The following is a 24,596-nucleotide window of genomic DNA, read 5'->3' as shown; positions in this document are numbered from 1 at the left end:
GCTTAGTTTACTTAGCTTAGCTTAGCCGAGGCGGAACGACGGCTCGTCGCCCGTGTCGAGGTCCTCCAGTTGGATGACCTCTTCGACGTCGTCGTGGTCGTTTTCGACCTGCTCGCGCAGATAGTTCACGTAGCCCTTGTGCTCTTCGAGCTGCTCGCGGAGGTGTTCGGCCTCCAGTTCGAGGCGCTCGTGCTCGCGGATGAAGCTCTTGGGAACTTCCACGGTCGGGGGGAACGACTCGTCTTCGCCCTCGCGCAGCTTTTCGAGTTCGTGTTTGGGGACGACCTGCACCTGACCGTCGTGGGCAACTAACGTGTCCACGTAGTCGCGGAAGACGGCGGACAGGGAGATGTCCCGCTCCTCGGCTATCTCCCGAAGGGTCTCGAACGCGTCCTCGTTGACGCGAAACGAGATGGTCTTGTTCTTGTTGCCCATGATATTCCTCGGTCCGTGGTGAGGCCACTTAATGGTTCGTCAGACGAGGGGTTGCGGGCGTCGTGATTCTCGGAAAAAGGGGCGTGTGACGGTGGAAATCGGCCGTCAGTCGGTGTTCGAGGGCGTTCGGTGGGTTCGGTGACCGATTCGAACCCCGCCGATGCGCCGGGTCGCGGGCGAGACGCTCGCTTACGCGCTGAGTTCGTCGGCCTGTTCGAGGCTTTCGAGCGCGGCGATGGCGGCGCGTTTGTACTCCTCGGGGTCGAGGTCGTAGTGCTCGCGGGCCATCCGCGCGTACTCGTTGCCCTCGTCGTCGAACGCCGCGATGCGGTCGAGTGTCTTGTCGGCGGTCTCGGTCACCCAGCGGTCGCGCGTGGCCGCGTCGACCTCGGTGATGGACTCGGGGCGGACGGAGACGTTGATGCTTCCGTCGTCGGTCTCGTACGTTCGCGGCTTGCCGACGACCGCGACGTAGGCGGGCGCGTCGAGGTCGCGCAGGGCGCTGGCGGCCTCGGGCTGGTACTGGCCGGCGTAGACGAAGAACGTCCCCGTCGGGTCGACGATGCGACCGCGCCAGTACTCGTTGTCCTCGCCGACGTCTTCCTTCTCGGTCAGCGTGCCGACGAGGAAGACGCGGTTCGCGCTCTCTCCCGTCGGGAGCAGCAGATAGACGGGCGCGCGCTCGTCGTCGGACTCTTTGAACGTGTAACCGGCGTCGTTGAACTCCTGTGCGAAGACGCGCCGGGCGACCTCTCGGGTGGGGATTTCGTTGGAACTCATTTACATCGACCTCGCTTTGATGAGCAGTTCTTCTGCGTCCGCTGGCTCGCTCAGCCGTTCGACTTCGTTGGCGAGCACGTACCGACCCAGCGTCGGGCCGGTGACGCGGTAGTAGAACCCCACGAGGTCACCGCGCATCTCCTCTTCGACGATGGTGGTGTCGAGGGCATCCATGGCCATCTGCTTTGCTTCGTCCAGTTCGATACCGGTCAGCTCCTCCGTCATCTCGCGGTTGAAGATGACTTCGTGGACCTCCTCGCCGTCGTCGACGACGGCCTTGATGCGGAGGTCGAACTCGCCTTCGACGCTACCGTGTTCGGAACAGCGCCCGTTCTGGAGGACGCGCGTACAGCCCTCCCCGGGACAGCGCTTGATGAGGCCGCTTCCGGACTGGATGTCCACGAGCGCGCCCTCGACGCTGGTCGAGTCGTCGCCGACTTCGATCTCTTCGTCGAGTTCGGTGATGCTCGTCGTCCGGTTGAGCTTCACGGAGAAGTTGCCCTGGTACTCGTCGGTGACGACGTTGCCGAGCGCGTACGACTTCCCTTCTTCGAGTTCAGGGAGTTCGGACGTGGTGAACGAGACGAACTTCATCCGCCCGGAGTCGTCGCCGAGCAGGCCGACCTGCGCGATGGACTCGCTCCGGGGTTCCCAGAGTTCGACGACCTTCGCGCGGACGTCGACCCACTGCTCGTCTTGGTCGATGTCGTTGAGCAGGGTCTGTTCGTTCCCGCCGGAGCCGCCGGCGAGCTCGTCGCGCTCGATGCCGGCCTCGTCGAGGTAACTGTTGACGACGCTCCGCCGCGCTTCGTCGACGGGGACACGGTACTCGCTGACGAGGCTCTCTAATCGTTCTTCGACTTCGTCCGCGGACACGTCTAGGTGGTCCGAGAACTGGTCGGCTATCTCAGCCGCGTGGGTTCGCAAATCAGTCATGGTCTACCTCGCCTCCACCTTGGTTTCCATTGGGAGGCATACTGAGCTTGGATGCGTACTCATATAAAAAGTTGCAAACGGCGCAGTGAAAGTGAACGTCACACCGGAGCGCGCGTCAGAACCGTCGCACCGAGCGAGGAATTGATAGCCTCGGAGACGCATTCGACAGCATGGACGACCGCCTCGAAAGCATCATCCGTAGTGCCGCTCGAAACGCCGGCAAGCGCTACGAGGAGGCCAAGCGAGCCTATCGAGACGGTCGCGACTCCTCTCCGGCGCACTCGCTCCCGCGGGACGGCGAGGGCCGCGCCAAAATCGTCTGTCGCCGCCACGCCGAGCGCCGCGCCGTCGCCGTCGACGGGAAGGGCCGCCCCGCCTGCTTCGACCCCGACCACCCGGACTGTCAGGGCTGCGTCGAGGACATCCGCGAGGGGATGGTCGAGACGTGGTAGGCGGAATGGTCGGCGACATGAGCAGCGATATGGTCGGCGATGTTCGGTGACGTAGGTAGCGACGTGGTACGGTTTTGAGGCTGTAGCGCCACCGGCCCGTATGGACCGACCACTCGTCGCGCTCGTCCTCGCCGGCGGCACCGGCACCCGCCTGTACCCCGCGAGCCGGAGCGACCGGCCCAAACAGTTCCTCCCGCTCGGCGGCGAGCGCTCCCTCCTCGCCGAGACCGTTGCCCGCGCCGACTTCGCCGACCATGTCGTCGTCTCGACGCGCCCAGAGTTCGCGGACGACGTCGCCGACCACGCGCCCGACGCCGAGGTCGTGGTCGAACCCGCGGCCAAGGACACCGGCCCGGCGCTCGTCTACGCGACCCACCGAATCGCCAAGTTGTACGACGACCCGGTCGTCGTCGTCCTCCCGAGCGACCACCACGTCGGCGACGGCTTCGCCGAAGCGATGACCCGCGGCGCGCGCGTCGCCGCCGACACCGACACCCTCGTCGCGTTCGGAGTCGAACCGACCCGCCCGGACACCGGCTACGGCTACATCGAACCCGGCGCTGACCGCGGCGACTACCGCGACCTCGCCGCGTTCCACGAGAAGCCGGACGCCGAGACGGCCGCCCGCTACGTCGAGCAGGGCTATCTCTGGAACGCCGGGATGTTCGCGTGGACGCCCGACGCGCTGTTTTCGGCCGCGCACGACTCGTCGCTCGCTCCCCTCCTCGAGGCCCTCGACGACGGCGACACGGACGCCGGCTTCGAGGCAGTCGATGACGTCAGCATCGACTACGCGGTGATGGAGCGCGCCGCCGACGCGGCGGTCGTCCCGGTCCACTTCGAGTGGGACGACCTCGGCTCGTGGGACGCCCTCGAACGAATCGTCGCCGCCGACGAGGACGGCAACGTCGCGCTCGGGGACGACCCGGTGTTCGTCGACGCCGCGGACAACGTGGTCGCCACCGACGGCGCGAACGTCTCGCTCGTCGGCGTCTCTGACCTCGCGGTCGTTGCGTGGGACGACCGCGTGCTCGTCGTGCCGAAAGAACAAGCGCAGAAAGTCCGCGACGCGGTCTCGGTTCTCCGCGACCGCGACGCGTTCTGAGTCGGGTCGAGCGCCGCGTCAGGCGCTCCGCAGTCGGCCGCCATCCACCGGGACACAGGCCCCGGTGACGAAACTCGCGCGGTCGCTGGCGAGGAACGCGACCACGTCGCCGAGTTCGCGCGGGTCGCCGACGCGGCCCAGCGGAATCCCGTCGGACCACGAGTCGAGGCCCTCCTCGTAGGTGTCGTGGTCGCCGCGCTCGACGGCCGCCTCGACCAGTTCCTCGATGCGACTCGTCTCGTGTGCGCCCGGCAGCACCGCGTTCACCCGCACGCCCGGTGCGAGTTCGCGCGACAGCGACTTCACGAGGCCGATGACGCCGCGGCGGACCGCGTTCGAGAGGATGAGGTCGTCGATGACCTCCCTGACAGAGGTGGAGGTGATGCAGGTAATCGTGCCCGCGTCGCTCGCTTCGAGGTGCGGCCGCGCCGCTCGCACGGTCCAGACGGCGCTCATGACGAGCATGTCGAACGCGCCGTACCACTCCTGTTCGGTCAGGTCGGCGAAGCCGCCTGGCGGTACGCCGCCGGCCGAGGTGACGACGTGGTCGACGCCGCCGAACTCCTCGACGGCCGCCTCGACCAGCGACTCGACGTCGCGCTTGCTCGTGATGTCGGTCTCGACGCCGAGCACGTCGCCGTCGAGGTCGCCCAGTTCCGATTCGGTCGCCGCGAGGCGCTCGGGGTCGCGCCCGCAGACGACGACGTTCGCTCCTTCGTCGGCCAGCGCCGCGGCGCTTGCGCGCCCGAGGCCGGCCGAACTCGCCGTGACGACGACCGTGTCGCCGTCGAGTCCAAGGTCCATGTCCGTGGCGACGACCGCCGCGAGCAAAAGCGTGGGCCTCGCGGCACGACGTGGGGTGAACCGAGGCCGTCGGATACGAGGGTGGCACCGACACCGACGCCGTCCGACACGGGCGCGGGCTCAGACTCCGTCGGCGTGCCGGCGGACCCGAACCCGACCGTCGCTCGTGACGCCGACGAAGAGCTGTTCTTTGATTTCCCGCCCCTCCACCGCGTCGCCGGCGGCGTCGGAGACGATTTTCATCAGGTCCGGCGCGGTCTGGTTCACCTTCACGCCCGCCTCGTCGCAGGCGTCGTACACCTGCTTGGGAACGTCGTAGAGGTCGCTTCCCGCGGGGACCTCGACGCGGACCGGCGCGGTGAGCGCGTCCACGAACGTCACCGTCTCGCGGGCCTTCTCGACGTTGGCGCGGGCGCTGGCTTCGATGCTGGAGACGTTCGCCCGCGAGGTGCCGAGGGAGTCGGCGATAGTCGACTGGCGGACGTCCCGCTCGCGCAGCGCGAGCACCTCCGCTTGCCTCCGGGTGAGGACGCTCGTCTCCGGGTCGAACCCGGCTCTATCGAGGAGTTCGTCTACGTCGGGGACCGTCTCGTCGTCGCGTCCGGCGTCGCTCATACCTCGGGGTAGGTCTCGGGGGTGAAAAAAGATACAGCAGGCTGACTGTCCACGGGACGCCGCCGACGACTCGGCGTTACTCGCCCCAGAAGTTGTCTCGGCTCCCGAGCGCCTCGGGACGCTTCGGGCCGTCGCGACCGCTCCCCTTGGACTTGGTGTCGGCTCCGGTCTCCTCGTCCGCGTCCGCGTCCGAGCCCGCGCCCGAGCCCGAATCTACGTCTTCGGCCTCGGGGTCGAGCGGCAGGCGCTCGACGATTTTCTTCGCGCGGGCGTGGCTCCCCTTCACCCGGTCGATGCGGACGATGGCGCGCGCGTCCGGCAGGAGCCCGTCCACGAAGACGATGAAGCCGTCTTCGGTCCGGCCGACTCCCGCACCGCTCTCGTGGATGTCCTCGACGGTGACGATGACCTCCTCGCCCGGCTTCACGGGCTGCTGTTTAAGCTCGTAGATGGGGCGCTCGTAGTGGTCGCACCACTCCGCGCCGCCGCGGTCGCCGTAGTACTGGCACCCCATGCCCGCGATTCGTTCTGAGAAGCTCGGGCAGTCGTCCGCGAGTGGACAGTCGGACATGCGGGGAGGTACACTAGGGGCACTCTAAACGCTTGCGGGTAGCCCGTCCGCCGCCGAAACGCTTTCCGTCGCTCGCTCGAACCCCGCGGTATGGCAGAACGCGTCCCTGAGTTCGCACTCCTCATCGGCGTCTTCCTCGGCCTGTCGGCGACCGTCTCCGCGGCGGTTCTCTCGGGGACGCTGTTTCGCCCGCTCCTCTTCGGTGCGGTCGTCTGTTACCCCTTCGCCGCCTTCGGCGTCCTCCGGTCGGCCGACCCCTCGGAGGCGCTCCCGCCGCGGGTCGTCCTCGGCCTCGGCGCGGCAATCGGCCTGCTGACCGCGGCGACCGCCGTCCTCGAACGCGCAACGGTCGAACCGCTCGACGGTCTGTTCGCCACCGTGGTGGTGTCGCTTCCGCCCGTCGCCTATGCGGTCCGGTTCGGCGCGGACGTGAACCCCCTGTCTCCGGTCCAGTCACTCGTCTGTTGTGCGGTCGTCGGCGCGGCGTTCCTCGCACTCGCGCCCCGGCTCGGCACGGTGAGCGCGCTCCTCGGGTTCGTCCTCGGGCTGTCGGGGGCGCTCTACGCCGACGCCCGCGGCTTTCGGCCGACACATCGCCAACAACGCGCCGGTATCGCCGCGGGCGTCCTCGTCGGCGTGTCGGTCGCCGCCATCGGCATCGCGATGCAACTTCCGCTCGGACCGACGACGGCCGCGGCGGCGGCGCTCGCGCTCACGCCGAGTCTGTTCGTCGCGCTCACGAGAACCCGGGCGCGGCGGCACCACCGCTTTCAGTCGTGATGGTGGCGTGATAGTCTGGAGGAAACAGAGAGAAACTCAGGCCAGCGGCGTCCGCTCGACGACCGTCCCAGTCCCACCTTTTTCCGGAGTTCGCTCACGCTCACTCCGCAAAAACCTGGACCAAAAAGAACGCAGAACTTAGGCCAGCGGCGTCCGCTCGACGACCGTCCTAGTCCCACCTTTTTCCGGAGTTCGCTCACGCTCACTCCGCAAAAATCTGGACCAAAAAGAACGCAGAACTCAGGCCAGCGGCGTCCGCTCGACGACCGTCCCGTCGTAGGTCGGGTACTGCTCGACGATTTCGCCGTCGTCGACGTCGCCGTCTTCGATCATCTCTTCGAGGAGCCACCACGCGACCTCGACGTGGTTCGACTTGATGCTGTAGAACTCGTCGGGGACGCCGAGTTCGATGAAGCGCTCGGCGGGCGTGTAGGTCTTGCCGTAGACGAGCGTGCCGTCGTCTGTCACCTCGTCGAACGGGCGGCGGAGGTTGCGAGCCATCCGCTTCAGGCGGTTTCGGTGCTGAGCGGCGTCCTTGAACACGGAGGTACAGAAGTAGACGCGCTCGTGGTCGCCCATCTCGTCGAGGATGGCCTCCTTCGAGCCGTCGACCGCCGACATGTGGCCGTCCTGCAGTTCGTAGCCCTTCTCCTGCATCCGGCGGTAGTTGCCGTCGGACATCTCGAACTCGTTGATGTTGCAGAACTCCGCGGCCCCCTCGTCGAGGAAGTCGAGGAACTCCCGCTCAGCGCGGATGCCCGGAATCTCGAACGCCGGGGTGAGGCCCTCTTCGCGGGCGATGTAGAGGATGTCCTCCCACTCGGTGCCGTGCATGTCGCCCCAGAGTTCGAGCGGCGGGTGGAAGCGAATCTCGTCGAGTCCGGCCTCGGCGAGGCGGCGCATGTTCTCGCGGCCGCCCGTAATACCGGTGTAGAGGTGGATGTGGTGGTCCTCGCCGAACTCGTCTTTGAGAAGCGAGATGTAGCGGCAGGTCTTGTCGAGCGCCTCCTGCGGTTCGCCGCCGGTGATGGACGAGCCGAGTGCGTCCATGCGTTTCGCCTCCTCGATGACGTCGGCGTCGGACTCGACTTTCCGCTCGTTGGCGTACACGTCGGTGACGTTCTTGCGATTCTCGCCGAGCGGGCAGTAGAAACAATCGCGCTGGTCGCAGTACCCGTAGACGAACAGCACCATCTTACCGCCCATGGCGCACTGTTCGCATCCCTTCGAGATCATTCGATTACGGAACCGTACTTGGCGCATCGTCAAAAGGCGTCCGACTTTGCCCGGGCAACCTTCCGCTCGCCGGTACGGTTATTATTGTATATGACTGACAACATGTCATGTCTCTCGGTCACGTCGTCCACGCTGAAGGTCCGGTTCGGGTCCTTCTCGTCGACGACGACCCCGAAACCGTCGCAGACACGGTTTCGGCGCTCGAGGCGTGCGACCGTCTCGAGGTCTCGGCGGTCGACGACCCGGCCGCGGCGCTCGAGGCGCACGCCGAGTCGCCGTTCGACTGTATCGTCACCGAGTTCGAGTTCGACGGTTCCACGGGCTTCGACGCGCTGCTCCACCTCCGAGAATTACCCAACCCGCCGCCGGTGATTCTGTTCACGAGACTCGACTCCGCGGACGTCGTACGGGAGGCGTTCGACGCCGGCGTCGCCGACGTGGTCGAGAAACCGCCGACAGAGGCTCAACTCGCGGTGCTCGCCTACCGCATCTCGAAGGCGGTCGCCGCGGCCCGTCAGTCGACTGAACTCGACGAACTGTACGCGTGGGTCCGGGTCATCGCCGACCAGTCGCTCGTCGGCCTGTACGTGATACGCGACGGTCGAATCGAGTTCGTCAACGACTATCTCTCGGATCTGCTCGGCTACGACACCGATGAGGTGGTCGGCCGCCCAATCACCGACTTCATCGTCGAGGAGGACCGAGCCATCGTCGACGAGAGCCTGAAGAGCCGGGAACACGGCAGCGTCGAATCGATGTCGTACACCGTCCGCGTCAGTGACCGAACCGGCGGGCAGACAACGCTGGAAATCACCGGTCAGCGGACGGCGGTCGACGGCGAGTCCGTCGTCGTCGGGACCGCGATGGATGTCACGGCCCGACTGGAGTCCGAACGGCTCCTCAGGCGCTCCGAGCGCCTCACCAGGCAGATAATCTCGTCGCTCCCGGATATGGTGTTCATCTCGGAGCCGACCGAACTGGACATCGTCTACATCAACGACCAGTTCGAGAGTGTCTGGGGACGAGACGTATCGCTCCTCTACGAGAACCCGCGTTCGTTCCTCGAACTCGTCCACGTCGACGACCGCGATCAACTGCGGCGGGCCATCGACGAGATGTTCGCCGACATCCGAGACGGCGTCGTCGACAAGGAGTACGAGTACGAGTACGAGTTCCGGTTCATCCCCGAGGGGAGCGAGACTATCCGCTGGGCGAACGCCCGCGCGGTCCCACTCCTCGACGAGAACGGCGACGTGACGAACATCCTCGGCGTGATGTCGGACCTTACGGAGCGCATCAGTCACGAACGCGAACTCGCCCAACAGAACGCCCGACTCGACGCCTTCGCTCGGGTTCTCTCACACGACATCCGCGGGCCGCTGGCAGTCGCTCAGGGCCGACTCGAACTCGCCCGCGAACTCGACGACGACAGCCACCTCGACCACGTCGAACGCGCCCACCAGCGCATCACCGACGTGGTCGAAGACGTGCTGTCTCTCGCCCGCGACGAGCAGTCCGTCCTCGACGCTGAGGACGTCCCGCTGGCGGACGCCGCGGCAACCGCGTGGGAGATGTGCTCCTCGAACGCCGGCAACGTGAGTTGTGAGGTCGGCGAACTTCCGGTGGTCGAAGCCGACGAGAGCCGGGCGACGCGGCTCTTCGAGAACCTGTTTCGGAACGCGCTCCAGCACGCCCGCAGTTCCCGAGACGACGACTCGGGACTCGTTATTCGCGTCGGTGCCCTCCCCTCGCACCGCGGCTTCTTCGTCGAGGACGACGGCCCCGGCATCCCGGCGTCGATTCGCGACCACGTCTTCGACTCGGGATTCTCGACCAAAGACGGCGACGGAAACGGTCTCGGCCTCGGTATCGTCCGGCAGATTGTCGACTCTCACGGCTGGATTATCCGGGTCGCCGACAGCGCGTCCGGGGCGCGCTTCGAGGTGCTTTTCGACCCCGTCGGCGAGACCGGCGCGTCCGACTGACCGGGGCGGCTCGCGGGAGGTCACGACCCCGCCGCGGCGGCCGACCGTCCGCTCCGCGAGACCGACGGACCGCGCCACCGCGACCGCGCCCCCGAAAGCAGATATATCCCCGTGGCATAGGAGTCAACGATGCTCTTGGTCCTCTGTGTCGACCTCGACGACGACCTCGGCCGCAAGACGGGTCTCTCGACGCCCGTCGTCGGCCGACAGCGCGTCGAGGACGCCGCGGTGGCGCTGGCCACCGCGGACCCGGAGGACTCCGACGTGAACGTCCTCTTTCAGGGCATTCAGGTCCACGACGAACTCCTCGAATCGGAAGACGAGGAGGTCGAGGTCGCGGCGGTCACCGGGTTGGAAGGCAGCGACGTGAAAGCGAACCGCGCTATCGGCGACGAGATAGACACCGTCCTCGCGAGCCTCTCGACCGGCGAACCCGTCCACGCCATCGTCATCACCGACGGCGCGCAGGACGAGTCGGTCCTGCCGGTCATCCGCTCTCGCGTCCCCATCGACGGGGTCCGTCGGGTCGTCGTCAGACAGGCCCAGAACCTCGAATCGATGTACTACACGATGAAGCAGGTGCTCGCCGACCCCGAGACCCGCGGGACCATCCTCGTCCCGCTCGGCATCCTGCTTCTCATCTACCCCTTCGTCACCATCGCTAGCTTCTTCGACGTGCCCGGCGCGGTCGTTCTCGGCCTCATCTCGGCGCTGCTCGGTCTGTACACGTTGTTCCGCGGGCTCGGCCTCGAATCCGCGGTCGACGAGGCGGCTAACCGGGCGCGCAACGTCCTCTACGCCGGTCGTGTCACCATCATCACCTACGTCGCCGCCGCGGCGCTCCTCGTCGTCGGCGGCGTCCGCGGGGTCGAACTCCTCGAAACCGTCTCCGACAGCGTCGGCGGCGACCCCGCCGCGGGGCTCATCCTCGCGACGCTCGTCCACGGCGCGGTCGAGTGGTTCGCCGCCGCCGGTATCACGAGCAGCCTCGGGCAGGTGACAGACGAGTACCTCCACGACCGGTTCAAGTGGCGCTATCTCAACGCGCCGTTCTACGTGTTCGCCATCGCCATCGTGCTGTACGCGCTCTCCGGCTTCTTCCTCCCCGAGGGCGTCCTCGGCGTCCAGAAGTTCTACCTCCCCGGCCTCGCCGTCGCGCTCACGGTCGGCACGCTCCTCGGTGTGCTGAGCACGCTCACGTTCGCGGTGGCGGAGTCGCGGTATCCGACCGGCTCGGACGGCGACGCCGAGCAACCGGCGTAATCAGTCGCGGGCGGTCGCTTCGCTCGGGGTGTTCTGTGGCGTCTTCCTCGCAGTCGGGACGAACCCGAACTCGCCCCGTTAGCTCTCGCGGACGATGACGAACTCCGCGAGGTCGCGGAGGTACTCGAGTGGCTCCGAGTCCTCGACACCCGAGGAGTCGAGAGCCGAAAGCGCTTCGTTGGCCTGCTGTCGGGCCCGGCGGTTCGCTTCTTCGGGGGTCAGGTCCGTCACCTGCACGAGCGACGGTCGGCCCATCTCGGCGTCCTGTCCAGTCGGCTTGCCGAGTTCCTCGGCGTCGGCCGTGGCGTCGAGCACGTCGTCGCGAATCTGGAAGGCGACGCCGACGCGGGCCGCGTAGTCGCCGAACGCCTCGACGACGTGGGCGTCGCCGCCGGCGGCGACCGCGCCGAGTTCGGCGGCGGCGCGGAACAGCGCGCCCGTCTTGCGGTGGGCGAGCTGCATGTACTCCTCTTCGTTTGACGGGACCGCGACCAGTTCGGTCGCCTCTCCCTCGCCGAGTTCGACCATCGATTCGGCGACGATGCGGGTGGCGCGGTCGGACGACGAGAGGAGGGCGAACGCCTCGCCGAGCAGGCCGTCGGAGGCGATGATGGCCGGGCCGTAGCCGTACTCGGCCCACGCGCTCGGCGTGCCGCGGCGGATGTCGGACCGGTCGATGATGTCGTCGACGACGAGCGAGGCGTTGTGGACGAGTTCGACGCCGACCGCGAAGTCGACGGCGTCTTCGGGGGTGCCACCGACGGCCTCGCAGGCGAGGATGGTCACGGCGGGGCGGACGCGCTTGCCCCCCGCGAGAGCGACGTGGTCGAGTTGGTCGGCGAGTTCCGACGGCTCGACCGCCGAGACGACCTCCTCGAGGCGGTCGTTTACCATCGTGACCCGGCGCTCCAGGTATTCCATTGTCGGTTCGTAGGGTTGGGTAGGGAAGTACGTACCGGATTTGGAGAAACCGCGCGACTGGGATGCGGCGGTGCTCGGAGAACACGCGACCCGGAGACGTCGCTCACGAGTCCGCATCCGCAAAAATCTGGACCAAAAACGGGAGGTGCTTACTCGAACTGCTCGATGAGTTCCGGAACGACCTCGAAGAGGTCGCCGACGATGCCGTAGTCGGCGATGTCGAAGATGGGCGCGTCGGGGTCGGTGTTGATGGCGACGATGTTCTCGGCACCCTTCATCCCGGCGACGTGCTGGACGGCGCCGGAGATGCCGATTGCGATATAGAACTTCGGCGTGACGACCTTCCCGGACTGGCCGACCTGTCGGTCCTTCGGGAGCCAGCCGTTGTCGACGATGGGCCGCGACGAAGAGAGCGTCGCGCCGAGCGCGTCGGCGAGTTCCTGCACGAGTTCGATGTTCTCTTCTTCTTCGATGCCGCGGCCGACGGAGACGAGCACGTCGGCGTCGGTGATGTCCACGTCGCCGCTGCCGACTTCCTCGAAGCCAGTTACGCGCGAGCGCACGCGAGACTCATCGAGGTCGAACGAGAAGGCCTCGACCGCGGGCTCGCCCGGCTCCTCGGCGGCGTCCCACTCGCCGGGACGGACGGTGACCGCGGCGCGGTCGGCGTCGACCTCGACGGTCGATTCGACCTTCGAGGCGTACATCTCGCGGGTGACGACGAGGCCGCCGTCGTTCTGGAGGCCGATGGCGTCGGTCACGAGCGGGCGGTCGAGGCGCTCTGCGACCGCGGGGGCGTAGTCGAGGCCGTTGACCGTGTTGCCCATGAGGACGTACGTGGGGTCGAGTTCCTCGGAGAGGGCCGCGACGGCCTGCACGTACACGTCGTGGTTGAACTCGTCGCCCTCGGCGACGGTGTGAATCGCGTCCACGCCGGCGAGCGAGAGCTCTTCGGCGAAGGCGTCCACGTCGCCGCCGATGACCGCGAGGTGGAGGTCGCCGCCGGTGTCGCCGACGAGGTCGGCACCGGCCGTCACGAGTTCGAACGACACGTCGCGGAGGCTTCCGCGGCGGTGCTCGACGACGGCGAGCACGTCGCTCATTGCGCGCCCACCCCCTTCTCGCGGAGGACGGTCGCAAGGTCGGCGGCCTGCTCCCCGGCGTCACCCTCGAAGTAAGTCGCGTCGGACTCGGTCTCCGGCTCGTACACGTCGGTCAGGACGAGGTCGGACTCGACCGCCGCGGCGTCGAGGCCGAGGTCGGAGAGCGCGAGCGGCTTGATTTCCTTCGACTGGGCCTGCCGAATCCCGCGAAGGCTCGCGTAGCGGGGCTCGTTGATACCGGTCTGGATGGTGAGGACCGCGGGCAGGTCAACCTCGGTGAGTTCCTCCACGCCGCCTTCGAGCTCGCGGCGGACGTTCGCCACGCCGCCGTCGGCATCGAGATCGAGCGCGTTCACGACCGCGGCCCACTCGAAGTCGATTGCCGAGGCGAGCGAGACGCCGGTCGCGCCGAAGCTGTCGTCGTTCGCCTGCACGCCTGTCAGGACGAGGTCGGGGTCTTCCTCCTCGACGACTGCCGAGAGCAGGCGCGTCTTCGCGCCCACGTCGAGCAGGTCCACGCCGTCGAGCGCGTCGTCCCACACGCGGACCGCGCGGTCGACGCCCTTGGCGAGCGCCATGCGGATGGTCTCCTCGGACCGCTCGGGGCCGATGGTGACGGCGACGACCTCCACGTCGTCGTCGCTCTCCTCGGCGATTTGGACGGCTTCCTCGACCGCGTACTCGTCCCACTCGTTGAGGTCGTAGTCGAGGTACTGGTCCGCCACGCGGAGCCCGTCGAGCTCGAAGTCCTCTTCGACCTCGGCGACCTCCTTGACGGTTACGAGAACTTTCATCAACGTTCACTACCGACGGGGGAGAATAAACGTTTTCGCACCGCGGCCGTCGGCGACGCCGTCGCCCGATTACTCCTCGTCTTCGTCCTCGTCGGGGAGTGAGATGAGGTTCTCGCGGCCGAGGCGCAGTTTCTCGACGCGCCCCTCGTCGGCCATCGCCGACAGGAGCTGTGAGACCTTGGCGTCGGACCAGCCGGTCTCCTTGACGATGTTCGCCTGCTTCATCCGCCCGCCGCTCCGTTCCAACAGGAGTTCGACCCGCTCTTCGTCCGAGAGTAAGTCGAGGTCGATATCGTCGGGCGCTTCGCCTGCTTCGCCGTCGTCGTCAGCCTCCTCGTCGGTGCCGAGTTCGTCGGCCGGCTCCGGCATCGGCTCCTGACGCCGCGTGGGCGTCGATGCCGACAGTCCGCCCGTGTCAGCGTCGGTCGGTCGCCGCCGGGTGAACAGGACGACTCCCGCCACGAGCACCAGGAAGACGATGGCACCGCCACCGACGAGCGTCCACGGGATGGCTCCGTCCGACCCTGTGGAAACGTAACTCACGCTGAGTTGCTCGGTCGACTCGAACGTCCGCGGCCCCTCGGCGACGACGGCGTTGTTCTCCAGCGGGATGTCCGTGTCACTGACGGCGTAGCCCGGGGGCGTCTGAATCGTGAGGTTCTGGTTCGACTGCAGCGAGGAGAGCCACGTCCCGCCATCGGCAGCCGAGAAGGCGTCCCCGACGCGCAGTCCCTCGTCAGTCTGTTCCGCGAAGTTCGTCCACGTGAACCTCAACACGAGGACGCCGGTCCCGTTTTCGACGTGGCCCGTCGTCGTCGCGTTCTGGACGGTCATCGACCGGCCGGTCTGCTCGGCGGCCGTCTGGCTGACGCGCTGAAAGAAGGCGGCATCGGGGCCGACGTCGGTGGTTCCCTGCTCGTACTCCTGTACGAACGATTCGAACGCCGCGGTCTCGTTTCGCGTCTCGAGCTCGTAGCGCATCTCGATGCGCCAGTCGGCCGAGCGGTCGTCGCGAACCCGAATCGATATCTCCGTCTGTGGCGACTGTTCGAGACTCGACTGCTGTGTGACGAGCGGTGCGCGGCCGAGGGAGGCAGGCGCTTGCGAGCGCGAGTCGGAACCGAAACCGTCGACTCCGGAGTCGTCGACTGCCGCGTCAACGCCGTGAGCGCCAGCCGCAGTCATATCTGTGGCCGCCGCCGGGACTGCGACGCCGGAGACGATGGTGAGGAGGGCAACGATGAGGGCGGCGCTCCGCATACGTAAATCCGTTTCATCCGGCGATGAAAACGCTTTCCATCGATTCAACAGCGTCATACGCCGCCGAGGTATGGTCTCCTTGGTCACCGTCGTCGACGGCGGCAAGAGGGTCATTTTAGTACCGGCGCCGTGTACTCCCACGTCGATGAAGGCCCTCCCGCTTGTCGTCGTCATGCTGTTACTGGCGTCGCCAGTGCTCGGCGCGGTCGGACCCGCCGACGGTTCGACCCGAGCGGCGGCTCTCGACGGGGCGGACCCCGCGCAGGTAGAGTCGCCGTCCAACGAGACGATTCACGTCCTCGATATCCCGTCGTCTGAACTGGTCCAGGCGACGGTCGAAGCACACCACGTCGACCTCGGTCCGTCCCTCGACTTCGCCGCCCTCAGGGCCGGTGAACAGATTCAGACGGGGGCGTCCATCGAGCGCATCGAATCGGCGACCAACGACAACACCCGACAACAGCTCATTCTCGACGAGCTAAACAGCATCGAGCAGCGCGCGATTGCACTGCAAAGCGCGCAACGCTCCGCAATCGAACGGTTCAACCGTGGGGACCTCACCGAGCGCGAACTCCTCGTCGAACTCGCGCGAATCGACGCCGAGGCCCGCGGACTCAACGAGCGACGCGTCGCCCTCCGCGAACTCGCCACCGAGACGCCGGACTTCTCTATCAACTCCGGCCGACTCGCGGCGCTTGAACGCGAGCTCGACACGTTCACCGGTCCGGTTCGGAAGTACGCCGTTACGGTCATGTCCGGCCAGTCCGACACCGCTCGGTTCTCCGTCCGAACGAGCGAGATGGGCGTCGTCCTCAGCGTCGTGGCCGACGGCGAGTACGTCCGCGAGGCCTACCGCGCCGGGCTCCGCAACCGCGACCAGAGTACGGTCTCTTACGAGGAGGCCCTCGACATCGTCGCGGAGAGCTACCCCACGATCTACTCGAGCCGCGCCGCGCAGAACGGGACCAACGTCATCAGCGCCGGAGACAGCCACCGGGTGCGAATCAACTACGACCGCGGCCAGCTGACCGCCTACGTCGATGCCGGAAGCGGGCGCGTGTTCAAGGAGTCGCAGACTCGGCCCCTCGGCTCGATAGCGACCGGTGCCGTCGCGACTGAGGTCAAAGACGGCCTCGCGCTCACCGTCGACCGGACCTACCCCGGCGGACCGCTCCGAATCCAACTGAACGAAAGCAGGAGCGACGACCCGGTAGACGCGAACGTGACCATCGGGCTCGAGGCCAGCCAGGAGAGTACCCTCCTCGGTCACACCGGCTCCGACGGGATGCTCTGGACCGTCTCGCCGTCGTCTCCCTACACGATTACGGTGATTAAGGGTAACTCGGCGGTCGTCCTCACTACTTCACCGACGTCGATGCCCATCCTCGTGACGAACACGACCGCGGGGACGAACGACACCGCCGCGATGGCGTCGTCGACGCCGACAGAGTCGAGCGAGAGCGCCTCGGTCGTCTCACACGGTGCGGCGGTCGGTCCGCCGGCAGTCATCTGACCGGAGGTTCTTATCTCATGACGGGACCACCCCGTCTCGATGTCTCGTCAGTTCCGCCGCTCGACTCGCGGCTCGTCCGTGCTTCTCGGGAGCGTGCTCCTCATCGGTCTCGTGGTCGTCGTCGCGGCCGCCGTGGGCGCGGCGGCGTTCGACGCGGCCGACTCCTCGCCGACACCGACTCGGCCGACGGCGCTGTCGCTCGGGGTCTCGGGTGACACACTGTCGCTGACGCACGAGGGCGGCGCACCACTCGACGTGGAGTCGCTCGCGATTCGAATCTCCGTGGATGGAGAACCGCTCGCACACCAACCGCCGGTCCCGTTCTTCTCGGCCAGCGGGTTCCGGCCGGGGCCGACCGGTCCGTTCAACGCCGCGGCCGACTCCCGGTGGACCGCGGGCGAGACGGCGACACTCGAACTCGCGGGGACGAACGACCCTGATATCGAACCGGGCGCGGCGGTGACCGTTCGCGTCTTCGACGGGGAGACGCCGGTCGCGGCGCTCGAAGCGAAGGCGTCGTGAGTCAGCGGTGACGAAAACGAGCGTCCGAGTCGAACGCGGCGGTCGCGTTTATTCCTCTGGTGCGCGCGCGATGGTCACGATGGCCCGTGGACTGCCGGGTTGGCGCTGGAGGATGTGGTGTTCGATGTCGACGAAGCCGGCGGCCTCGAACATCCGGTCGGCTTCCTCCTCGTCGTAGAACAGCATGATGGCGTCCGCCAACTTCTGGAAGACGCCGGATTTCGGGTCGTCGGGACCGACGACGAGAACTTTACTCCCCGGCTTCACCACGCGTCGGAACTCCTCGAGCGCGGTGACCGGGTTCGGCCAGTACTCGATGGAGCCGGACGACCAGATGACGTCGAAGGAGTCGTCGGCGAAGGGGAGCCGCTCTGCGTCCCCGCGATAGAACCTGACCTCGTCGTTCTTGCCGAACTTCTCCCACGCCTTCTGCATCTGGTGGATGCTCTGGTCGAGGCCGTGGACGTCGTCGGTGTAGCGGAGCAGTCCCTCGGTTCCGAAGCCGGTGCCACAGCCTACGTCGAGGACGCGGTCGCCCTGCTGGATGTCGAGCATCTCCAGCGCCTCGTCGCGCATCTCCTCGTTCCAGATGAACGGGTTCACCCGGTCGTACACCTTCGAGAGGTACTTGTAGAACAGGCGGGCCCGCGCTTTGTTTTCGAGGACTCCCATCGCGCCGGGATTAGGACTCACCGATGATAACGGTGCGGATTCGCCGCGCCGGTCGGCGTTCGCGGGGGGTTCGACCCCCCGTTTCGCGGGCGTCTGTCACAGACTTTCCGCAAACACCTTATACAGCGCTTGTGCAACGTTCCTGTGATACGAGTATGCCGAGACAAGAGGTTCTCGAACGAATCAAAACGGCCGAGCAGGAGGCCGACGACATCGTTGAAGAGGCCGAGGCCAAACGTGAGGAGCTCGTCGCGGAGGCGCGTCGCGAAGCCGATGAGATTCGCTCCGAGGCCGAAGAAGAGGCCGCAGAGCTCGAATCCGAGCGTCTACAGGAGGGACGCGCGGACATAGAGTCGGAGCGGGAACGCATCCTCGAAGAAGGCGAGGACGCCCGCGACGAACTGGTTGCCGAGGCGGAAGACCACATCGACGACGCGGTCGAATTCGCCATCGGCCAATTCGAGGAGGCGGTTGATGCTCAGACCTGAGCAGATGAGCAAGGTCTCGGTGACCGGTTCCAAGGGCGTCATGCCCGAGGTCATCGAGGCTGTCCACGACCTCCGACTGCTGCACGTCACCGAATACGACGGTTCGTGGCAGGAGGAGTTCGGATTCGAGACGGGGTCGCCCATCGAAGGCGCCGAGAGCGCGTCCGACAAGCTCGTCACCGTCCGCTCGCTCAAGAGCATCCTCGGGGTCGAAGACACCGACTCCGGCCGGCAGCGCATCGTCCCCGACGACGCGCTCGGCGAGCCCCTCGAAGAGATTCGAGCCGAAGTCAATGAACTGGACGACCGCCGCTCCGAGCTCGAAAACGAGCTCCGCGCGGTGGACGAAGAAATCGACGCGATGGAGCCGTTCGTCGACCTCGGACTCGACCTCGACCTGCTTTCGGGGTACGAGACCCTGCAGGTCGTCGTCGGACAGGGGAAGGTCGAACCCGTCGAGCGTGCCGTCGTCGACGCCGACGACATCAACGCCTACGAGATCTTCTCAGGTGAGCGCACGCACGCCATCTTCGGTCGCCCGGTCGACGGTGCCGACGAGATGGCGCTCGCCGACGCGCTCGTCGGCGTCGAGTTCGCCACGCTCGAAGTCCCGGACGCCTCGGGAAGCCCCGAAGAGCACATCCGCGACCTCGAACAGCAGAAGCGCGAAACCGAGTCGAAGCTCGAGACCGTCGAGTCCGAGCTTCACGACATCGCCGTCGAGGAGGGCGAGTTCCTCCTCGCCGCCGAGGAGCGACTCGCAATCGACGTCCAGAAGACGGAAGCGCCGCTTTCGTTCGCGACGACGGAGAACGCTTTCGTCGCCGAGGGCTGGATTCCGACCGAGCGCTACAACACGTTCGCGAGCACGCTCAAAGACGAGGTCGGCGAGCACGTCGCGGTCGAAGAACTCGAACGCGCCGAGTTCTCGCGTGACGGGCACGACCACGCGCGCGAGGACGTCGCCGAGACCGGCGGTACGGTCGCCGCCACCGACGGCGGAACGGTCTCGATGTCCAGCGACGACCCGCCGGTCGTCCAGAAGAACAGCGGCGCAGTCAAGCCGTTCGAAATCCTCGTTCAGGCGGTCAACCGCCCGAGCTACTACGAGTTCGACCCGACCATCATCCTGTTCCTGACGTTCCCGACGTTCTTCGGGTTCATGATCGGTGACCTCGGGTACGGTGTCATCTACACCGCCATCGGCTTCTTCCTCTACTCGAAGTTCGACGATGGCGCGCTCAAGAGCATGGGTGGCGTCACCATCGCCGCGGGGCTGTTCACGACGTTGTTCGGCATCCTCTACGGCGAGATATTCGGCTTCCACCTCATCACCGAATACTTCTGGGAAGGAGTGCTCGGGATGTCGCACCCGCCGATCGAGAAGGGACTGTCGCCGGCCACCTCTGAGTGGGCCCTCGGTTGGCTCACCGTGAGCGTCGCCGTCGGTATCTTCCACGTCAACGTGGGGTACATCCTCGACTTCTTCGAGAACTACGAACTCCACGGTGCGAAGGACGCAGTCCTCGAAAGCGGTTCGTGGATCCTCATGCTGAACGGCCTGTGGATCTGGATCTTCAGCGACGCGCTCGGTGGCGTGCCGCCGGAGTTCCTGTTCACCACGTTCGCGGCTGACGGGCTCATCCCGCTCGGCTTCTCCGGCTTCTCGTTCACCGTCGGCTGGATCGGGTTCGGGATGTACATCCTCGGCGCGGTGCTCCTCGGGATGGCCGAACTGGCCGAACTCGTCGAGTTCGCCGCCCCGCTTTCGAACGTCCTGTCGTACACGCGTCTGGGCGCGGTCCTCATCGCGAAGGCGTCGATGGCGTTCGCCGTCAACCTGCTCGTCTTCGGCGTGTACGTCGACGACCACGGCGGCTGGCACTTCGGGCTCGGCGGAATGCCCGACTCCGCCGCGGTTGCGGCACTCGGCGCGGGTGAAACGCTGAGTTACCACGGCTACGAAGTGACCGAAGTCCTGTTCGGCGGCATCTTCCACACGGGTGCCGCGGGCGTCGTGGGCGGACTGCTCGTCCTCGTCGTCGGTCACCTCGTCGTCCTCGCACTCGGCGTCACGAGCGCCGGCCTGCAGGCCGTGCGTCTCGAGTACGTCGAGTTCTTCAACAAGTTCTTCGAGGGCGGCGGCCGCGAGTACAACCCGTTCGGGTACGACCGCGAGTTCACGACCGAAGACTAACCCTCACCGACGATTCTTTTTTGAGTTTTGTCTGCTGGGAGCGACTGCTTTTGCAATGACGACGATTCCGCCGTCGTAGATAGACCGCTCCAGACGTTTTGGGAACCTTTATGATACGGCTGACGCCACATGCAGACGTTCGGAGACGACAATCCGGTACTCAGGAACACACAATGATTGAAGCAATTGAACCCCTCATGACTGCACTGCAGAATGAAACCGCTTCCTCGCCTGCTATCACCGCCGACGCTGCGGCGGCCCTCTCGGTCGGTATCGCCGCCTTCGCCGCAGGCTACGCGGAGCGTGGCATCGGTTCCGCTGCGATGGGTGCCATCGCGGAAGACGAGGACCTCTTCGTCAACGGGCTGGTCCTTACGGTTCTCCCCGAGACCCTCGTTATCCTCGCACTGGTCGTTGTCTTCGCGGCCTAAGCACCCCCTCTCTTTCCCATTATGAGTTTGGACAACGTCGTTGAGGACATCCGAGACGAAGCCCGCGCACGCGCAGAGGACATCAGGCAGGACGGCCAGGAACAGGCAGACGAGATCGTCGCCGAAGCCGAGGCCGATGCCGAAGAGCTCCTCGAATCGCGGAAGGCGGACGTCGAGCAGCAACTCGAACGGGAGCGCGAACAGGCGCTCTCCAGCGCGAAGCTCGAAGCCAAGCAGGCTCGACTCAGCGCCCGTCGTGACGTGCTCCAGCGCGTCCGCGAGCAGGTCGAAAGCGAGCTCGCCGAGCTGGAAGGCGACCGTCGCGAAGAGCTCACCCGCTCGCTGCTCGATGCGGCGTCGGTCGAGTTCGAGGACGAAGACGAAGTCTTCGTCTACGGCCGCGCCGCCGACGAGGACCTGCTTTCGAGCATCCTCGAAGACTACGACGGCTACGAGTTCGCCGGCGAGCGCGACTGCCTCGGTGGCGTCGTGGTCGAGGGCTCGAACTCGCGCGTCCGGGTGAACAACACCTTCGACTCGGTCCTCGACACAGTCTGGGAGGACAATCTGAAGGAAGTGAGTGCGCGACTGTTCGACGACCAATGAGCACTACAGGCGGCTCGAATCCCGAATACGTCATCGCTCGCGTTCGAGCGCGACGTAGTGCCCTGTTCGGCGACGAGGAGTACCGCAAACTGGTCCGTATGGGACCGGCCGAAATCGCTCGGTTCATGGAGGAATCGGAGTACGAGACCGAGGTCAACGCGCTCGGGAGCCGTTTTTCGGGCGTCGACCTCATCGAGTACGCGCTGAACCAGAATCTGGCGAAGCAGTTCAACGATATCCTCGACTGGGCAGACGGCCGCCTCTACGACCTCATCGCGCGGTACCTCCGCAAGTTCGACGCGTGGAACGTGAAGACGATTATCCGCGGCATCTACTCCGGCGCATCCCGTGAGGAGGTCGAATCCGACCTCATCCGCGCCGGCGAGTTCGACGACCGACTCTTTTCGCGACTGCTCGACGCAGGCGAGATGGAGGAAGTCGTCAGCATCCTCTCCGGCACCATCTTCGGTGACGGCCTCGCGGCCGCCTACGAGGAGTACGAGGAAGTCGGCGTCCTCGTCCCGCTGGAGAACGCGGTCGACCGCGCCTTCTACGAGCAGTTGCTCGAAGGTCTGGTCGTCGGCGAAGAGGCAAAGCAGTACCGCGAGTTCCTCGAAGCCGAAATCGACTTCCGAAACGCCCGCAACGCGCTCCGCATCGCTCGCAGCGGTGCCGACCTCGACCCCGTCGACTACTTCATCGAGGGCGGCACGCTGTTCCGTGCGTCGGAACTCGCGTCGCTGGCGACCAGCCCGGACGAGCTGGTGTCGAAGATTCGTGACAGCCGATACGGCGACCGCCTCTCGACGGCCCTTTCGGACCTCGAAGAGGCAGACAGCCTCATCGGCTTCGAGCGCGCCCTCGACGCGGCGCTCTTGGAGTACGCGGACACGCTCGGTTACGTGTTCCCGCTTTCTGTCACGCCAATCGTCTCGTACATCCTCGCCAAGGAGCGCGAGGTGGACAACATCCGGGCCATCGCCCGCGGCCGCGAAGCCGGGCTGGACCCCGATGCAATAGAAGAGGAGCTGGTCATCCTATGAGCCAGGAAATCGCAGTTATCGGCAGTCCGGACTTCACCACGGGCTTTCGGCTTGCGGGCGTCCGCAAGTTCGAGAACGTCCCGGACGAAGCGAAGGACGACGAACTCGACGAGGCCGTGACGCGAACGCTGGAGGACGAGGACGTGGGCATCATCGTGATGCACGAAGACGACCTCGACCACCTCTCGCGTAACGCCCGGCAGTCGGTCGAGCGCAGCATCGAGCCGACGCTCGTGACGCTCGGCGGTTCCGGCGGCGCGAGTGGCCTCCGTGACCAGATCAAGAGAGCAATCGGTATCGATCTGATGGACGAATAACCAAACATGAGTCAGGCAACACAAGATTCCGTTCGCGAGGACGGTGTCATCGCAAGCGTGAGTGGTCCGGTCGTGACCGCCCGTGGCCTCGACGCCCGCATGAACGACGTCGTCTACGTCGGCGACGAAGGCCTAATGGGCGAGGTCATCGAAATCGAGGGCGACCTCACGACTATTCAGGTGTACGAAGAGACCTCCGGCGTCGGTCCCGGCGAACCCGTCGAGAGTACGGGCGAACCGCTGACCGTCGACCTCGGTCCGGGGATGATGGACGCCATCTACGACGGCGTGCAGCGTCCCCTGGACGTGCTGGAGTCGAAGATGAACTCGGCGTTCCTCGACCGCGGTGTCGACGCGCCGGGTATCGACCTCGAAAAGGGGTGGGAGTTCGAACCCACCGTCTCCGAGGGCGACGAGGTCGCCCCCGGCGACGTCGTCGGGACGGTCCCCGAGACCGTGACCATCGAACACAAGGTCATGGTCCCGCCGGACTTCGAGGGCGGCGAGGTCGTCGCCGTCGAGGAAGGCGAGTTCTCCGTCACCGAGACGGTCGTCGAACTCGACAACGGCGAGGAGATCACGATGCACCAGGAGTGGCCGGTGCGTCAGGCTCGCCCCGCCGCCGAGAAGAAGACCCCGCGCGAACCCCTCGTCTCGGGGCAGCGCATCCTCGACGGCCTGTTCCCCATCGCGAAGGGCGGAACGGCCGCGATTCCGGGTCCGTTCGGGTCCGGGAAGACGGTCACCCAGCACCAGCTTGCCAAGTGGGCCGACGCGGACATCGTCGTCTACGTCGGCTGTGGCGAGCGCGGTAACGAGATGACCGAGGTTATCGAGGACTTCCCGGAGCTCGACGACCCGAAGACCGGGAACCCGCTCATGGCCCGGACGTGCCTCATCGCGAACACGTCCAACATGCCCGTGGCGGCCCGCGAGTCCTGTATCTACACCGGCATCACCATCGCGGAGTACTACCGCGACATGGGATACGACGTCGCGCTGATGGCCGACTCCACCTCCCGGTGGGCCGAGGCCATGCGCGAGATTTCCTCGCGTCTCGAGGAGATGCCCGGCGAAGAGGGGTACCCCGCGTACCTCGCCGCGCGTCTCTCCGAGTTCTACGAGCGCGCCGGCTACTTCACGACCGTCAACGGCGAGGAAGGTTCCGTCTCCGTCATCGGCGCGGTTTCGCCGCCGGGCGGCGACTTCTCCGAGCCGGTCACGCAGAACACCCTGCGTATCGTGAAGACGTTCTGGGCGCTCGACGCGGACCTCGCAGAGCGCCGTCACTTCCCGGCGATCAACTGGAACGAGTCGTACTCGCTCTACCAAGAGCAGCTCGACCCGTGGTTCGTCGAGAACGTCGAGGACGACTGGGCAGAAGAGCGCCAGTGGGCCGTCGACGTGCTCGACGAGGAGAACGAACTGCAGGAGATCGTTCAGCTCGTCGGTAAGGACGCCCTGCCGGAGGACCAGCAGCTGACCCTCGAAATCGCTCGCTACCTCCGCGAGGCGTACCTCCAGCAGAACGCGTTCCACCCGACGGACACGTACTGCTCCCCCGAGAAGACGTACGGTATCCTCACCGCCATCCACACGTTCAACGACGAGGCGTTCAAGGCGCTCGAAGCCGGCGTCCCCGTCGAAGAGATTCAGGCCATCGAGGCGGCTCCCCGTCTGAACCGCATCGGTGTGCAGGAAGACTGGGAGGCGTACATCGAGGACCTCAAAGCAGAGATCACCGAGCAGCTCCGCGAGCTGTACTGA

The 24,596-nt window shown here is 66.2% G+C and carries 26 protein-coding genes; 14 read left to right on the top strand and 12 right to left on the bottom strand.

Annotated elements, in window-relative coordinates:
* Positions 1–21 precede the first annotated feature (21 nt).
* The 3 genes from C5B90_RS06255 to C5B90_RS06245 form a co-directional block, all read right to left on the bottom strand.
* Positions 22–435, bottom strand: coding sequence for a ribbon-helix-helix protein, CopG family (locus tag C5B90_RS06255; RefSeq protein WP_004044633.1), 414 nt, complete (start codon positions 433–435; stop codon positions 22–24).
* A 189-nt stretch (positions 436–624) separates the two neighbouring features.
* On the bottom strand, positions 625–1,215 hold the full coding sequence (locus tag C5B90_RS06250) for an RPA family protein (RefSeq protein ID WP_004973682.1): 591 nt from the start codon (positions 1,213–1,215) through the stop codon (positions 625–627).
* A complete protein-coding gene (locus C5B90_RS06245) occupies positions 1,216–2,151 on the bottom strand; it encodes a replication factor A (protein ID WP_115879929.1) in 936 nt (311 codons plus the stop codon). It abuts the gene before it with no gap.
* A 170-nt stretch (positions 2,152–2,321) separates the two neighbouring features.
* On the opposite strand from C5B90_RS06245, the gene C5B90_RS06240 reads away from it, so the two are divergent.
* Together C5B90_RS06240 and C5B90_RS06235 are read left to right on the top strand one after the other, a co-directional pair.
* Positions 2,322–2,603, top strand: coding sequence for a hypothetical protein (locus tag C5B90_RS06240; protein ID WP_058568259.1), 282 nt, complete (start codon positions 2,322–2,324; stop codon positions 2,601–2,603).
* Between the two features lie 100 nt (positions 2,604–2,703).
* Entirely contained in the window at positions 2,704–3,708 is a 1,005-nt protein-coding gene (locus C5B90_RS06235) for a mannose-1-phosphate guanylyltransferase (RefSeq protein ID WP_115879927.1), read from the top strand.
* 18 nt (positions 3,709–3,726) lie between these two features.
* Here the strand turns inward: C5B90_RS06235 and C5B90_RS06230 are convergent, their stop codons facing one another.
* From C5B90_RS06230 to C5B90_RS06220, 3 genes are all read right to left on the bottom strand, one after another.
* Complete coding sequence (locus C5B90_RS06230) at positions 3,727–4,512, bottom strand: SDR family oxidoreductase (protein ID WP_115879926.1); 786 nt, start codon at positions 4,510–4,512, stop codon at positions 3,727–3,729.
* A gap of 120 nt (positions 4,513–4,632) precedes the next feature.
* Positions 4,633–5,127 carry a Tfx family DNA-binding protein gene (locus tag C5B90_RS06225; RefSeq protein ID WP_115879924.1) on the bottom strand — a complete coding sequence of 165 codons (495 nt, stop codon included), beginning with the start codon at positions 5,125–5,127 and terminating at the stop codon, positions 4,633–4,635.
* Between the two features lie 76 nt (positions 5,128–5,203).
* Positions 5,204–5,698, bottom strand: a complete 495-nt coding sequence (locus tag C5B90_RS06220) for a TRAM domain-containing protein (protein ID WP_115879922.1) — start codon at positions 5,696–5,698, stop codon at positions 5,204–5,206.
* 90 nt (positions 5,699–5,788) lie between these two features.
* Between C5B90_RS06220 and C5B90_RS06215 the strand changes: the two genes are divergently transcribed.
* Positions 5,789–6,478: a hypothetical protein gene (locus tag C5B90_RS06215; RefSeq protein ID WP_115879920.1), complete on the top strand. Its 690-nt coding sequence runs from the start codon at positions 5,789–5,791 to the stop codon at positions 6,476–6,478.
* A 240-nt stretch (positions 6,479–6,718) separates the two neighbouring features.
* Here C5B90_RS06215 and C5B90_RS06210 read toward each other — a convergent pair whose 3' ends face one another.
* Entirely contained in the window at positions 6,719–7,714 is a 996-nt protein-coding gene (locus tag C5B90_RS06210) for a radical SAM protein (RefSeq protein WP_049904989.1), read from the bottom strand.
* Between the two features lie 107 nt (positions 7,715–7,821).
* Here C5B90_RS06210 and C5B90_RS06205 point away from each other — a divergent pair, with 107 nt between their 5' ends.
* Positions 7,822–9,699: a PAS domain S-box protein gene (locus C5B90_RS06205; RefSeq protein WP_115879918.1), complete on the top strand. Its 1,878-nt coding sequence runs from the start codon at positions 7,822–7,824 to the stop codon at positions 9,697–9,699.
* A gap of 129 nt (positions 9,700–9,828) precedes the next feature.
* Entirely contained in the window at positions 9,829–10,962 is a 1,134-nt protein-coding gene (locus C5B90_RS06200; RefSeq protein ID WP_115879916.1) for a DUF373 family protein, read from the top strand.
* Between the two features lie 78 nt (positions 10,963–11,040).
* Here the strand turns inward: C5B90_RS06200 and C5B90_RS06195 are convergent, their stop codons facing one another.
* From C5B90_RS06195 to C5B90_RS06180, 4 genes are all read right to left on the bottom strand, one after another.
* Complete coding sequence (locus tag C5B90_RS06195; protein WP_058568250.1) at positions 11,041–11,883, bottom strand: polyprenyl synthetase family protein; 843 nt, start codon at positions 11,881–11,883, stop codon at positions 11,041–11,043.
* Positions 11,884–12,032: 149 nt separating this feature from the next.
* On the bottom strand, positions 12,033–12,986 hold the full coding sequence (locus C5B90_RS06190) for an electron transfer flavoprotein subunit alpha/FixB family protein (protein ID WP_115879914.1): 954 nt from the start codon (positions 12,984–12,986) through the stop codon (positions 12,033–12,035).
* On the bottom strand, positions 12,983–13,780 hold the full coding sequence (locus C5B90_RS06185; protein WP_004973659.1) for an electron transfer flavoprotein subunit beta/FixA family protein: 798 nt from the start codon (positions 13,778–13,780) through the stop codon (positions 12,983–12,985). The genes C5B90_RS06190 and C5B90_RS06185 overlap by 4 nt, the downstream gene beginning before the upstream one ends.
* Before the next feature lie 69 nt (positions 13,781–13,849).
* Positions 13,850–15,040 carry a hypothetical protein gene (locus C5B90_RS06180; RefSeq protein WP_115879912.1) on the bottom strand — a complete coding sequence of 397 codons (1,191 nt, stop codon included), beginning with the start codon at positions 15,038–15,040 and terminating at the stop codon, positions 13,850–13,852.
* Between the two features lie 145 nt (positions 15,041–15,185).
* Between C5B90_RS06180 and C5B90_RS06175 the strand changes: the two genes are divergently transcribed.
* Positions 15,186–16,553 (top strand): hypothetical protein, encoded by a 1,368-nt coding sequence (locus C5B90_RS06175; protein ID WP_115879910.1) that lies wholly within the window; start codon positions 15,186–15,188, stop codon positions 16,551–16,553.
* Positions 16,554–16,592: 39 nt separating this feature from the next.
* Positions 16,593–17,075: a type IV pilin gene (locus tag C5B90_RS06170; RefSeq protein WP_115879908.1), complete on the top strand. Its 483-nt coding sequence runs from the start codon at positions 16,593–16,595 to the stop codon at positions 17,073–17,075.
* A gap of 48 nt (positions 17,076–17,123) precedes the next feature.
* Here the strand turns inward: C5B90_RS06170 and C5B90_RS06165 are convergent, their stop codons facing one another.
* On the bottom strand, positions 17,124–17,747 hold the full coding sequence (locus C5B90_RS06165; RefSeq protein WP_004973651.1) for a methyltransferase domain-containing protein: 624 nt from the start codon (positions 17,745–17,747) through the stop codon (positions 17,124–17,126).
* Between the two features lie 155 nt (positions 17,748–17,902).
* Here C5B90_RS06165 and ahaH point away from each other — a divergent pair, with 155 nt between their 5' ends.
* The 7 genes from ahaH to C5B90_RS06130 all read left to right on the top strand — a co-directional run bounded on the left by ahaH (position 17,903) and on the right by C5B90_RS06130 (position 24,596).
* Positions 17,903–18,235: an ATP synthase archaeal subunit H gene (ahaH, locus tag C5B90_RS06160; protein ID WP_008091423.1), complete on the top strand. Its 333-nt coding sequence runs from the start codon at positions 17,903–17,905 to the stop codon at positions 18,233–18,235.
* Positions 18,222–20,432 (top strand): V-type ATP synthase subunit I, encoded by a 2,211-nt coding sequence (locus C5B90_RS06155; protein ID WP_115879906.1) that lies wholly within the window; start codon positions 18,222–18,224, stop codon positions 20,430–20,432. Before ahaH ends, C5B90_RS06155 begins: the two co-directional genes overlap by 14 nt.
* A gap of 173 nt (positions 20,433–20,605) precedes the next feature.
* Positions 20,606–20,863: a F0F1 ATP synthase subunit C gene (locus C5B90_RS06150; RefSeq protein WP_004973645.1), complete on the top strand. Its 258-nt coding sequence runs from the start codon at positions 20,606–20,608 to the stop codon at positions 20,861–20,863.
* A 21-nt stretch (positions 20,864–20,884) separates the two neighbouring features.
* Positions 20,885–21,469: a V-type ATP synthase subunit E gene (locus C5B90_RS06145; protein ID WP_115879904.1), complete on the top strand. Its 585-nt coding sequence runs from the start codon at positions 20,885–20,887 to the stop codon at positions 21,467–21,469.
* Positions 21,466–22,512, top strand: a complete 1,047-nt coding sequence (locus C5B90_RS06140) for a V-type ATP synthase subunit C (protein ID WP_115879902.1) — start codon at positions 21,466–21,468, stop codon at positions 22,510–22,512. Before C5B90_RS06145 ends, C5B90_RS06140 begins: the two co-directional genes overlap by 4 nt.
* The gene (locus C5B90_RS06135) at positions 22,509–22,829 is read left to right on the top strand and encodes a V-type ATP synthase subunit F (RefSeq protein ID WP_004044608.1); all 321 of its coding nucleotides are present in this window, start codon (positions 22,509–22,511) and stop codon (positions 22,827–22,829) included. The genes C5B90_RS06140 and C5B90_RS06135 overlap by 4 nt, the downstream gene beginning before the upstream one ends.
* 6 nt (positions 22,830–22,835) lie before the next feature.
* Complete coding sequence (locus C5B90_RS06130; protein WP_115879900.1) at positions 22,836–24,596, top strand: ATP synthase subunit A; 1,761 nt, start codon at positions 22,836–22,838, stop codon at positions 24,594–24,596.

This window comes from Haloferax sp. Atlit-12N (assembly GCF_003383095.1).
GTDB lineage: Archaea > Halobacteriota > Halobacteria > Halobacteriales > Haloferacaceae > Haloferax.
The sequence above is the reverse complement of the archived record's forward strand: the minus strand, read 5'-3'. Positions and strand labels throughout refer to the sequence as shown.